The 12841-nt window shown below is 46.7% G+C and carries 12 protein-coding genes; 2 read left to right on the top strand and 10 right to left on the bottom strand.

From position 1 onward, the window contains the following. Window positions 1–15 precede the first annotated feature (15 nt). The 3 genes from Q4592_RS04635 to Q4592_RS04625 form a co-directional block, all read right to left on the bottom strand. Entirely contained in the window at window positions 16–1203 is a 1188-nt protein-coding gene (locus Q4592_RS04635; RefSeq protein ID WP_303510359.1) for an efflux RND transporter periplasmic adaptor subunit, read from the bottom strand. Further along, complete coding sequence (locus tag Q4592_RS04630) at window positions 1200–2588, bottom strand: TolC family protein (RefSeq protein ID WP_303510357.1); 1389 nt, start codon at window positions 2586–2588, stop codon at window positions 1200–1202. The genes Q4592_RS04635 and Q4592_RS04630 overlap by 4 nt, the downstream gene beginning before the upstream one ends. 227 nt (window positions 2589–2815) lie before the next feature. Then, the gene (locus tag Q4592_RS04625; RefSeq protein ID WP_303511289.1) at window positions 2816–3559 is read right to left on the bottom strand and encodes a DUF4437 domain-containing protein; all 744 of its coding nucleotides are present in this window, start codon (window positions 3557–3559) and stop codon (window positions 2816–2818) included. 334 nt (window positions 3560–3893) lie between these two features. Here Q4592_RS04625 and Q4592_RS04620 point away from each other — a divergent pair, with 334 nt between their 5' ends. Then, window positions 3894–4847 (top strand): LysR family transcriptional regulator, encoded by a 954-nt coding sequence (locus Q4592_RS04620; RefSeq protein ID WP_303510355.1) that lies wholly within the window; start codon window positions 3894–3896, stop codon window positions 4845–4847. 34 nt (window positions 4848–4881) lie between these two features. Here the strand turns inward: Q4592_RS04620 and Q4592_RS04615 are convergent, their stop codons facing one another. The 4 genes from Q4592_RS04615 to Q4592_RS04600 form a co-directional block, all read right to left on the bottom strand. Beyond that, window positions 4882–5991, bottom strand: coding sequence for a DUF1513 domain-containing protein (locus Q4592_RS04615; protein WP_303510353.1), 1110 nt, complete (start codon window positions 5989–5991; stop codon window positions 4882–4884). Then, a complete protein-coding gene (locus Q4592_RS04610) occupies window positions 5981–6958 on the bottom strand; it encodes an imelysin family protein (RefSeq protein WP_303510351.1) in 978 nt (325 codons plus the stop codon). The genes Q4592_RS04615 and Q4592_RS04610 overlap by 11 nt, the downstream gene beginning before the upstream one ends. A gap of 9 nt (window positions 6959–6967) precedes the next feature. Further along, entirely contained in the window at window positions 6968–8365 is a 1398-nt protein-coding gene (locus Q4592_RS04605; RefSeq protein WP_303510349.1) for a di-heme oxidoredictase family protein, read from the bottom strand. Window positions 8366–8444: 79 nt separating this feature from the next. Further along, a complete protein-coding gene (locus tag Q4592_RS04600; protein WP_303510346.1) occupies window positions 8445–9686 on the bottom strand; it encodes an imelysin family protein in 1242 nt (413 codons plus the stop codon). A 295-nt stretch (window positions 9687–9981) separates the two neighbouring features. Between Q4592_RS04600 and Q4592_RS04595 the strand changes: the two genes are divergently transcribed. Beyond that, on the top strand, window positions 9982–10149 hold the full coding sequence (locus Q4592_RS04595; RefSeq protein ID WP_303510343.1) for a hypothetical protein: 168 nt from the start codon (window positions 9982–9984) through the stop codon (window positions 10147–10149). Between the two features lie 163 nt (window positions 10150–10312). Here the strand turns inward: Q4592_RS04595 and Q4592_RS04590 are convergent, their stop codons facing one another. The 3 genes from Q4592_RS04590 to Q4592_RS04580 form a co-directional block, all read right to left on the bottom strand. Beyond that, entirely contained in the window at window positions 10313–10798 is a 486-nt protein-coding gene (locus Q4592_RS04590) for a GNAT family N-acetyltransferase (protein ID WP_303510341.1), read from the bottom strand. A gap of 77 nt (window positions 10799–10875) precedes the next feature. Then, window positions 10876–11223: a RidA family protein gene (locus Q4592_RS04585; RefSeq protein WP_303510338.1), complete on the bottom strand. Its 348-nt coding sequence runs from the start codon at window positions 11221–11223 to the stop codon at window positions 10876–10878. A gap of 59 nt (window positions 11224–11282) precedes the next feature. Further along, on the bottom strand, window positions 11283–12740 hold the full coding sequence (locus Q4592_RS04580; protein WP_368509293.1) for an FAD-dependent oxidoreductase: 1458 nt from the start codon (window positions 12738–12740) through the stop codon (window positions 11283–11285). Between the last annotated feature and the right edge of the window lie 101 nt (window positions 12741–12841).

Here is a 12841-nt window from a genome sequence, read left to right as displayed (position 1 = left end):
CTAAACTGCCCTACCTTAGCTATCTTCTGAAGGGGTAACTTTCATACCCACATTGAAATTACTCAGTGGTCGCATCACCACCTGCGCGACGGCCTTATCGGTCAAGGGCTTAACATAGACTTTGTTTTGACGCTCAAAGACAGGTTTGGCGGTGGCTTTTTGCAGCAAGTTTTGTTCATCCACCAGCCAAATGTCTCCTTGCTGGGAGATAGCCGATGCGGGCAACTCCCATAAGCCGCCAAGGCTTGAACCACTTAATGTTGCTTGCACAAAAGTACCGGCAAACAAGGGAGTGTTTTGCTCTAAAGGTTTATCTACCGCAACAATCAAAGACCGCTGCCGAGTATTGTGGTCTAAATGTTGGTAAGCGCGCACTACTGTGGCAGCCCAAGTTTGTGAGCTACTGCTATCACTTAACTCAACATTCCATTGGCTAAAATCTTGATTGCTGGGTAAGTTTTCCCACTGGGACTCTGACAAGGGCACTTCTACCTCAATCCGGTCCACGCTATAAAACGTAGCCACATTGCTGCCAGCAGTTAGGTAACTGCCAGGCTGAATATTTCGAACCACTACCAGAGCATCAAAAGGCGCTTTGATCTTGGTATCATCGAGATCTTTCTCGGCGCTTGCCAACGCTTGCTGAGCATTAACCAGCTGAGCCTTAGCGCTGGTCAGTTGTGGTTTACGTAACACTAGGGGAGAAGCGGGTTCGCCAGACAGCCCCGAACGCAGCCACTCTGATTCAGCTTGCTCACCTTGTCTTTGCTCTTCCAGCAAGGCTAAACGCGCATCAGCGACATCGGCTTTAGCTTGAGTAAGCGCCTGTTGGTATGCGCTATCATCTAATTGAGCTACCACTGCGCCTTGTTTTATCACCTCGCCAGTTTCAAAATTGTCGGCTAGCCACACAACTCGACCACTCACTTCACTGGTAAATTCAAGCTCAAAACGTGATTTGGTTTCACCGTATGCAATCACTTCAGCTTGATAACTTCCCGTGCCCGTGGCTTGTACTGACACCGCTGGTAGATTGATTACGCTAGCCGGTGCGCCAACTTCAACCACATGTTCTTGAGCCGGCGCGGGTTTTCCCGGCATGCCCTTGGCTTGTGCCATTTGGCTGCCGTTGTATCCCACGACCACAAATATTGCGCCAGCCGCAGCTAAGGTAATGGCTAAAGTAATGGCATTTTTTTTCATGAGGAAACTCCCAAGCCCAGTGCTAGGCCTAAATCAATTCGGTTAATTAATCGTTGATGAGTGGTGCTAACCAGTTGCGCCTCAATATCGTAAGCTTGTTGCTGAACAATCAGCAGATCGAGAATGTCGACCAAGCCTTCGCGATACTTTTGCTGGTAACTTTCGATACTGCGTTTGGCGCTAGTAAGAGAGCTATTAAGATGTGTTTGTTGCTGAGCTAAGGCATATTCTTGGCCGCTGGCATTCTCAACTTCGTTCACAGCGGTCAGTAAGGTTTGTTGGTAGTTCCAATAACTTTGCTCGGTGCTTAACTCGGCTATTTCAGCTTGTGATTTTAGCTTCCCACTTTGAAACAAAGGTGCAGATACCTGCCCTAACACCGCCCACACGGGGTTAGTGAACAATGCGTCGCTGGGCGAATCGGCAATATCGCTCAAACTGGCCGACAAACTAAATGACGGCAACATCGCTTTATAGGCAGCATCAGTGCGATAGCTGTCGGCTTCAATATTAAAAAAGGCTTGGCGTAAATCGGGTCTGCCAGACATATCTTGTACTGACAAATTATCTAAAGGATTTAATACTGAAGGAAAAGTACTCGACACCTCCGGCGAGCTTGCCACCACATCCCACTGACCAGTTTGCAGTAATAAACTGCGCTTACTTTGGGCGAGATTTTCTTGATACTGAGCCACAGTGGCGCGCGTAGAAGCAGTGTTAGCTTTGGCGCTATCAAGCTCCTCTAAACTGCCAAGACCAACTTGGTAGCGATCTAGCACTAGGGTTTCGTTGTTTTCTAATATGCTTAAGCGACGCTGTTCAATCTGTAATAGTTGCTGGTCAACACTAATATCTAACCAAGCGCGCATAATGTTTGCAGCAAGCAGGTCTCGCGTTGCATCTAGGCTGGCTTGAGTGGCGGCAATATCTTTTATCGCAGCATTATTGCTGTCGGCAAGCTTCTGCCATAGGTCTACCTCCCAGGTTACCGTGACGTCTGCGTTGTAACTTGGATCGGTGTTTTGAGTATTTTCAGCACCAAACGAGGCATCCACCGTAGGCATTCTATCCGCCCCGGTAACACCCTGCTGTGCATAAGCAATCTTAAGCGCGACAATGCTTTGCTGCAGGTTTGGATTGTTTTCCAACGCAATATCTAAGTACTGCGACAGCGCTGGAATACTCACTAAGTCGGTAAGGTAATTGCCCGTTTCACCGTTTTGTTGGTTCGCCCTTACTTCACGCTCGGCAATCACCTGCTCTACAAGCTGTTCTATGGCAATGTTACTGCTAGCATTGGCTTGAGCTGCATAATCAAGGTCACTGGTTGAAGCGCAACCCAGCACGCCAGTGAGTATTAAAGTAATAATGGAATATCTAAACATTTTGTTATCCCCTGCAAAGATGCTAGCAAGGTAACAAAGTGGAGGTTAAGGCAGGGTTAAGGGGCCAACAAAAATGTCTGGAAGTGAGTATTTAAGTCTTCGCTGTAGGAACGTTCAAAACAGTTGAAAGCAGTTGAAAGCAGTTGAAAGCAGTTGAAAGCGCAAGATATTCAGTAGGCTTGAAGAACAACTAGCGGCAAACTTGCCGCTAGCTATGTAATTACCGGTTATTTAACCGTGAATCGACCGGTTGATTTAACATACAGTACAACTTCAGTGTCGGCTTCAATAAGGTGCTTACCTTTTACTTCTGAGCTAAAGAAGCTGCTTGGCGATAACGCCGTTGTTGCAGGTTGATTGTTCCATTGGTAGCTTGCACTGCCTTTTACTACAACGGCTTTTAAGTCTTTGTCACTCTCAATGCTCCCCGAGAAGCCCGCAGGTAACTTAACAAAGCTGCCATTAGCCGTTTCTGGTGCGCCCCAAAGGTAACTAATTTGAGCATTTCCTGATTCCAACCAAGTGGCGTCATTCACATTCAGCCAGAAAATATTGTTTTCTGCCATGTTGATCGGCCGCTCACCGTTATCAAAGGCGTGATCTTCAGGTTCAACCAAGTAGGGGCCGCTATCAATTTCAAGGTAAATTAAATTCTCTTCGCCATTGGCCGCAGTGATATGACTTTCGCCAGCAGGCTGAATCCAAAATGAGCCACTTGGTAACCACATCTTTTCAGCACTCGGGTCGTCGTTATGCATAAGACCTTCAATAACAACGCCGCGGTAAGTGATGTTGTGAATATGCGGAGGCGAAGAAAAGCCCTTTTGGAACTTCACTAACATGCCAGTGGCCATATCTTTAGTACGATCCCCCCACAAATCGGCGGCTTTAGGGCTCGCCTCACCTCGTGCTGGATTAAGCATTCCCCAGTTAATGTTATCAGTAGAAATCACTGTATGATCATCAGCCATTACAGGTAAAACAGTAGCACTCAATAGGGTAGCAAGGGCTGTTAGTTTTAGTTTATTCATGGTTAGCATTCCGTAGTATTAGTAAGTTAAAAAATTGTTTACGCCGCAATTCAGCATGACATTTCAGTGAATATTTAGGCTTGATTCACTGACGTCCTGTTAGCGCTCTAAAGCGCCAAACTTGCTTACTGCGAAGTCTTGCTACGCATTCTACGAGTGAAGATTAATTCGATAAACGGGCCAATTTTAAATATACTTTCGCGAAATCGTGGATAATCGAAATGTAGAGTCAACTCACTAATCCAATCTTTTGCCTGTCACCAAAGGGGGTCCCATGAAAGTTGCTGATTTACAGGTAGTATTAAAAATTGCTGAACTTCAATCCATCACTGAAGCGGCCAACCAACTAGACATGAGTTCTTCGGCGGCGAGCATTGCCTTAAAGCGCATTGAAAACGCGCTAGGAACTCAACTATTTGTGCGAACCACTAGACAGATAAGGTTGTCTGCAGAAGGTGAGCGCTACCTTCCCTTGTGCCAGCAAGCGCTAGACCTGTTACAGCAAGGTCAAATGGCAATTAATGAAGAGAAGCAAGCCATCAATGGTGAAGTACGCATGGCCCTATCATCAGAGATGGGACGAAACCTTATGCGCAACTTGCTCAATCAAGTGATGGAACAGCATCACGATTTAACCTTGCGTTTGCATGTTAGTGACAGCCAGGTTGATTTCTATCGCGACGGGGTAGATGTGGCACTACGGGCGATGATTACCGGCGCAGCAAAAGAGACTAATTTTTACGGATTTAAGATTTGTAATATCCCTCACCTATTGTGTGCCTCTCCAGACTACTTAGCCAAGCATGGAACCCCTTCATCGCCTAAAGACTTAGCTGAGCACAATGCCCTGCTATACAAGCTGTATAAAGTAGTACACGATAATTGGCTGCTGATTAAAGACGATGAAGAATACAAAGTAAAAATGGTCAGTAACCGTGCGGCTAATGACGGTGACTTGGTGCGTCGATGGTGCATTGACGGCGTCGGCATTGCTAAAAAATCTGCTATTGATGTCGCTGAAGACTTAATGGCCGGTCGCCTGCAACGCTTTATGAGCGACTACCGCATACCGGTGACTGAACTTTGGTTAGTATTACCCAGCCGTCAGATGATTTCGCCAGCAATTAGGCTAATACGAGACGAACTTAAGCAAAAGATTAATGCTTTACGCCTAGAGCTTATCAAACACAATCTGTTCGATGAACATGAGTGGCCAGAGCACCATTAACACTCCCATTGTTAGCCCTCACACCTAGAAGCCTTTATTGAATAGGCATTACGCTAAGGTGGTTATCCCATTGCAGCGTCGTGTGTTGGCGTTTTAACTTGTTCGATGTATGAAGCAGCTGCCCTTGACCGGTTGAGGCCAACCAGCCCTTTTCATGTGTCGCTAAACCACATACATCATCAACATGTATTAGTTGTTGAAGCTCTCTGTCAGCTTCAGACCAGGCCGCTAGTTTAGCACCTCGCGGGGAGCTCGCTAACACCGTGCCATTACTGCACACCACACTGCCAATATAGTGTTCAAACAAAGACCAATAATCCGCATCAGGATCTAAGGCTTGGCAGGCTTGTTCGCCTTTGTGGGAGTAGATTAGCGAGCGAACTGTTTGTTTAGGGTTTTGCCCTTGGCATGCCAACCACACAGTATCTGTTTGCGGCGAATAACTAAGATGACGAATACTTAACTGTGAGTTATCTAGGCTACGGCTAAGCAATTGCTCACCCGATTCACTGTTTAAATACACTAACGCAGGCTGCATATCATCAAGATTAAGTTTGTCTCTACCTTGAGTATGAATACCGCCGACAGCCACCACCAAACGTTTGCTCGGCAGGAGTAATAATTGGTGGGGGCCTAAACCAGCGAGTGGCCATGTTTGGCTTAGTTGCCACGTATTATCCTGTTGTAGATATACCAATATAGCCCCTTGGCTATTAGCGGTATAACCTGCGGTAACGTAAAGCTTGTTTGCATCTTCAGAGAACACCGCATGGCCGTAAAAATGCATCTTAGCTGGCGGCGTAAGTTCATGGACTGGCTGGCCAGTATGAGGGTTAAACATTGCGATGTAGTGGCCGGGACGACGCGCGATACACGCGGCAACGGGCTGAGGAGTATTCGCTACCGCCACATAATGACCACGTGCAGGCAAATCTAGCTGATAACGCAAATCGCCATTGCTAGCCATTGCGCTGAGTTGGTGTTTACCGTGTTGCTTGGTGCAGCCTAACAATAGGTATTCTTCGGCCTGCGCGCCCTCACGCGTTAAAGCATAAGCAATGCCTGCAGGACTAAATAAACTGGCTCCCGCAGCTAAGCTCAACATCTGTTGCAACAAGCTACGGCGGCTAAGTTTAGTCGCCATCGTTATTATTAAACCCTAACTCTATCTCTAAAGCCTGCGGTATTTGATTAGCAAACAAGCTATCTAACTTGGCGAGCTTAGGCTCGGCCAATTGCCACGCCTCTAGCGATGCATTGTCACCGCTGGGTTCTTGGCTTGGCATTAACGGGACTAAGTCGTTAAATTGCCCACTCACTTGTTTAGCCAACTTTGCGTCAACACTGCTTAAGTACAGCGCTAAGTCTTGCTCGTATCTGTTATGCAGCAATACTAATTGCTCGGCCAATAATTGAGCACTAATGTCGGCGCGCCACGCTTCGCCTTGATAAGGGCGCAGACGCTGGTGTTTGGCCGAGTACATAGCGCGATACTTACGTAACATCACGCTAGTTTGTAGCCGGTAACTATTGAGTACATCGCTGCGCAGTTGAGCTATTTCTAAGGCTGCTAATTCGCTACTTTGCAGGCCACCGTGCACCTGCTCTATCGCACTAACATAGCGGCTTATTGTGCCCGGTAATAACGAGCAACGTTGGTGGTCGCTAATTGCTTCAAACAACAAATACTCATGAACTCTAAGATTACTGTGAGTATCGCTTAGCGGCGCTGGCGCATTAGACAAAGCCGCTTTTACTTTGCGCCCTGTAGTATCTTTTTTGTCTGGCCAGTAACTGATTGCCCAGTTTAACTTTAGGTCGACCAACGGGCCTAACGCGCTTGATTGTAACGGCAAGTACGCTAAATAATTTTGCTTCCACATTTGCTGGGTATTTAGCAAACCTTGCACGCTTGGCTCGGCGCAGTAACGTTCAACTTGTTGTTGATAGCTGTGCGCTTGCTGAAGCAAGTTAGCACTGGCTTTAGCAATGCTTATTTGCTCCTGCTGCAGCCATTCTGTTTGTGATGTTTTAGCATACGCGCTGGCACAACTAAGCCCCAGTACCCCTAATACGCCTAGGGTAAGGCCGCGTAAAAACTGCTTATTCATGGTCAATCCTTAGAGTGAATTAACAAACGCCACTAGCGCCTCGCGCTGGGTTTTGTCTAACTTGGCAAAGGCTTGCTTGGCCGGTTCAGCTTCTCCGTCATGCCAAACAATCGCTTCGGTAACATTGCGAGCACGCCCGTCATGCAGTAATTGGCTGTGGCCATTTACCGTTTCGGTAAGCCCCACCCCCCATAAAGGAGGGGTGCGCCACTGCTGCCCGTTGGCAAGGTACTCGCCACGGCCGTCGGCTAACTCTGGTCCCATATCATGCAACAACATATCGGTATAGGGGTAGATAATCTGCTCGCTTAATGCAGGTAAGTTATCACGCTTGGCGGTAGTAAAACTGCGTTTATGACAACTATCGCAACTGACTTGGCTAAATAAGGTATCACCCAACGCCACTTGCTCGGCATCTTCAATACGGCGTTTAGGTACGGCTAAATGCTGAGTATAAAACTCAACAAAACCCAGTAGCTTGTCGCTCACCTCTGAGCCATCGGGATCTACGCCCGAGGTCGCCGTCAAACAATCGATTTGAGCAGCAGTACAATGATCTTTGCTGAACAACAAACTCGTAATGCCTATGTCACCATTAAATGCCGCGGCGTTTTGCTGCATCAAGTTCGGTTGGCCGGCCTTCCAACCAAAACGACCAAGGGTGAATTGTTGCTGCTGCGCATCCCACACTCGGTTGGCAAGGCCTCGAATGCCATCGTTGTTACTGTCATCTGGATCGGCGTTGGCCAGTATGTCTTGCTCACTAATGCTTTCTAGCAAACCCAAACCGATCATTGGGGAGGCAATACGTGGCGAGAACATGGTATCGGGGTGCATCTCACCATAACCCAGCTGATCCACTATCAACTCAGGGTCACGTAAGGTAATGCTGCTGCCATCGGCAAAGCTAAACGGTTTGTCGGTATAGGCAAAACGTACTCGTGCTTCTGGCTTAATCCCAGGGTTGGCTTGGTCTTGAATTTGTCCGCCATAAGTTGGCTCTGGCACCACTCCGTTTTGTGCCTCTGTGGCTTTTTGCTCGTCGCTTACTGCGGGAATGCTAATGCGCACTAACATCGATACCGCGTTGGTAGCGCCAACCGGAGCTGGGTGACCGCGGCCGTCTTTAAGGTGACAATTCTGGCAACCATTAGTATTAAACAGCGGGCCTAAGCCATCACGCGCAATAGTAGTGGCAGGCGCGACTACCCAAGGGTTACGAAAGAAGCTATTGCCAGTACTAAAGTTAAGCCTACCTTCAAAGTCTAAGTTGGCGGCGGGCAAGGAGAAGGCATTTTCGTCGATGCGAGTAGTAGTGGTATCACCACCGGGCTTTTTAGGATTGGCAATGCTGCTAAAGCTGGTTGCTAGCAACACTAAGCCAGTTGTTAATAAAATATTTTTCACGCTCACTCTCTCCCAAGAATGGTGGAACAAAAACCACGAAAGGGAGCTTATGCTCCCTAATGTTATTGAATGCTATTTTTTAGAATTCGTGGTCTGCGGTATCAGGATTCAGGTTCTCAATGCCTAATACTTTTGCACTGGCTTCAATGGCGCGTGTTTGCTCCACTAACGCTAAGATGGTGCCATTAATTAAGGCGTGACCATCAGTATTGCTGGTGGCGATCAATTGATCAAAGTAAACACCGCTTTGTTCGGCGCTAGCCACTAACTTGGCTGTTTCTGCCATAGACTGATTAAACATTTTGGTATTGCTGGCTGCAACAGCCGAGTCTTTTTGTTTTACCAAATCGTTCAAACTTGGGCCACTTAAGGTAGAGCCGTCTAAACGTTTGAACTGACCAAAGTAAACATTACTAATACCTTGGTTATTGTAGTAGTGCGAGTTGTGAGTATTGTCGCTAAAGCAATCGTGCTCATCTTCGGTTGAGTTGGCTTCTAGTGCAACTTTCATGCGCTCGCCCGCTAGCTCGCCCAAAGACAAACTGCCCATACCAAACATCATACGGCGTAGCGCTTGCTCGCTAGGTTCAGCGATCAATTTAGTTTGGTAATCACCGCCTTTTTGCCACTGCTTGCTCATCCAGCTTAAGTCATCAATTAGCAGTTGAGTCACTGCCGCTAAGTAAGCCGCACGGCGTTCACAATGGCCATTGGTACAAGTGTCGCCTTTAGCGTAATCGGTGTAAGCACGCTCACCCGCTCCTGCTTTAGTGCCATGTAAATCTTGGCCCCAAAGTAAAAACTCAACCGCATGGTAACCAGTGGCTACGTTTGCTTCAGACCCAGCCAGTTCGTTTAGAGAGGCCAATAGCTCTGGAGTAATATTTGTTAAATCAACGGTGTCTTCGCCCACTTGCAAGCTAGTGTTTGCCACAATGTTGGCGGTGGCGCCAGGGTTGCCCAACTCATATTGGTAGTCTGTTGCTACATAGTCGATTAAGCCTTCGTCTAGCGGCCATGCATTAAGTTGCCCTTCCCATTCGTCAACGACTGGGTTACCAAAACGAAATACTTCGCTTTGTTGGTAAAAACGACGAGCATCTAACCAAGCTTGCTTAGTAGCATTTAAAGACTGTTCTGACGGGGCGTTAATTAGCTGCTGAGTAGCTGTTTGCAGTGTTACTGCACTGCTGAGTGAATCGCTGTATACCGCGTGGGCTAATTCAGCATAGTGCTCTACAACATCATTTTGTTTTATCTCAGCGTAAGCAATATTTGCTAGCAATACTGAAGAACCGAGTACAAGTTTAAATAGGCGCATTGTCTTCCTTTTCAAAATGCATATGAGAATCGTTATCATTATGTTTACCATTAAATAAAAGTAAACAAAAAAATGCATATTTGTGAAAATTAGTTAAACACTGATCCAGATAACACGCCGCAAAAACACCATAATGATGTAATTAAGTTGTCATATAATTCTCGTTAAATACCCGCGCACAGTTAATTTGCTAGCAATAAACGAGCGAAAAAGACTAAGGCCAGTGAACATTTTTGCCTTAACGCCCGTTCTTATTAATTAGTTCAACAACTTACTTGAGGGTAATTGAGATAGTATGAGCACGCTTAATGGAAAGCAGTTTTGGAAAGCATTACGCAAAAAAGGCATACCACCTTCTGTTTTTGCGATGAAAGCCAATTGTTCGTTAAACAGTGTATATAACTTGAAAGAGCGCAATCATATTCCAGAGAAATTTGCTCTAGTGTTAGAACGATTTGCTTAGGTCTCACCTAGTGTTGTTGATAACGCTAGAGCCTTAAGCTCGGCGCAGAACAACATGCAATAAGTATATGTAAACGCCTTAAGATACGGGTTTATAGCATTGCTAGGCAATGTTATAAACCGACTAAGCCCCTGTTAAATAAGTACTATGCCAGCCTTAAAAACTATAAGTTCAAACACATAAATTTGCTGTTAGGATCTTCACTGTAATCAGCAAAGGGCCCACAAAACTCAAAGCCATGTTTCAAGTACAAACCATGGGCTGGTACAAAGAAGTCCATAGAACCGGTTTCAAGACTGAGTCGCTTAACGCCGCTGGTTTTAGCTTGCTCAATAAGGTGCAGTAGCACAGCAGACGCCACTCCCTGGTTCTTATAAGCGGCAGACGTTCGCATAGACTTAATCTCAGCATGCTGTTCATCAAGCTGTTTAGTGGCCCCGCAACCAGCCAGTTTGTCACCGTCCCATATTGTCCAAAACTGCACACTTGGGTGTTTTAAGCCGGATAAATCTAGGGCATGCACACTTTCTGGTGGCGAGGTAGCGTGCATATCATTAAGGTGCTCTTGCAGCAGCGCAATAATTTGTGCACCAGATAAATCATCAAGTTTAAGAGTAAAGATAAGCGCTTCCTTGTGCTTGAGTGACAACAAGCCTTAATTTACAAAACTATTATTAATAAACCAAGTCATTCAGCCCATTAAGCCAATGGACCACTGAATGAAGGCTATACCGCTGCGGTTACCGACATCTCTACCAATATTTCTTCGCGGGCCATATGGGCTTGCACACAGGCGCGTGCTGGCGGTGTAACATCGGCGACCCATGCATCCCATACTTTGTTCATTTCCGCAAAATCGTCCATGGTTCGCACGTAAATAGTCACGCTAAGCAATTTAGATTTGTCGGAACCCACTGTGGCTAACAGCTCTTCTACTTTTTCTATAGTGGTTCGCGTTTGTTCGGCAATGCCATGGCTGGTGTCTTTAGCCACTTGGCCACACAAATACACGGTGTTGTTGTGCACTACCGCACGGCTCATGCGGGCTTTACTCTCGAAGTGTTGAATAGACATGGTTAGCTCCTTATTAAAAAGGCTAGCAGTGCTAGCCTTTGTTTATCTGATTCACTGCTTTAGCGAGCTAAAGACAGCGGGTAATTGCGTTGTGCTGCCAATTGCTCGGCTAGCGCTAAAACTTGGCTATAGGCCAAGCCTTGGGTGCTGTTTAATTCATTTAAGGCTGACTGCGCAAGTTTATCACCAAGTAATCCCAAATCACGGATGTTGTCGATAATTTGCTCGGCGGCGCTTAGGGCTGAAGAAAACTTAACAATTTCGGTACGCGCATAGTGGGTTTTATCAAAAGATACACTAGCAGCACGCAGGCTTGGATCACTACCCGGTATTTGTTGTGCGCCAAATAGTGGCCGCCCAGCCACACTTGCATCACTAAAACTCGGCAAGTAACGCGACATATGTTTTACCGCCTCGGCGGTGCGCTGTTCTACTTCTTCAGTTTGCCAGCCTTGGGTTAACTTACGAGTAAGCATTGGGCTTAACTCTGGCTGAGCACTACTCTCGCTAGACTTTACCAAACCACCTTTAAATAAAGTGATGGTGTCGGTCATACCATGTAGCTGAAATAAACCATCTGGGTAAGGTGTTAACTGTGCCATGCCGTTAGGTGTGCCACGCTCGCCGTGCACAATTAGCTCTGGCCAACGGCCTTGTTGGCTGGGCCAATTAGCTAAATAAGCGGCCTTAAATTCGACCATGCGACTGCGGCTAAGTTTGGCCATATCATCGATGCTGCCACTGCGGTAACCACAAGCATTAATCAGGTAATCTACTTCTATACTGTGGTTGCCCTGCTCGCTTTGGTAATCCACTCGCCAGCGTGGTTTATCTCCTTTGAGCTGTTCGATGTGCGTTACTTTTGATTGGGTATAAACCTGGCAATTGGGCAGTTGCTCGGTCGCCAGTTTTACCATGGCTGCTACGCGCAACAAACTTAAACCGTATTCCTGTACTTGTACAAAAGGAAACTTAAATGCCGATAAATCGAGATGTTTAGCCACTGGGATCATCCATTCATCCATTGACTGTGGCTGCTGCGGCGTGTCTCGTGTGGCTAGCTCTTCAAGCTGCTGTTTATTGTATAAACGGTAGTAGTCTTCAGCGGGGCCAAGCTTTTGGTTTTGCGGATCGCTTTTAATAAGCTGCGCATAGTGAGCTTGCACCTTACGTAAACGTGGCAATAGCGCCTCTGGCTCACCAGGGTCGTTGCTCGGCACACTAATCACCGTGGGGCGAAGATTGACCGCATGCGGAAACACCCGCAAGGTATTAATTGATTGCTCAAGCAGCTTAAGGCATTGCTCGTCGGAAATTTCTCGGTAAAGGTTACCGCCAGCATGTAAATGGCAAGCCGGAGGCCCATTCACTAAGCTGGGACCTGCTTCAAACAGACTAACATTGGCGCCCAACTCAGCCAGCTTAAGCGCTGCTGCTGAACCGGCGATTCCACCACCTACTACGGCGACTTGAGGCGAAGTTGAATTATTCGCCGTCACAGGGTGAGCTTGTATCACTAAATTTCATCCGCAAGTGAAAAAAACTATAACGTGATTATTCTAACTGCCGATCAGTGACATTGAAATACAATTAGCACATTTGGTTTAGCACTAAGTAG

The organism is Agarivorans sp. 1_MG-2023 (assembly GCF_030548385.1).
In the GTDB taxonomy this organism is placed as follows: domain Bacteria; phylum Pseudomonadota; class Gammaproteobacteria; order Enterobacterales; family Celerinatantimonadaceae; genus Agarivorans.
This window is presented reverse-complemented; position numbering and strand designations above follow the sequence as displayed.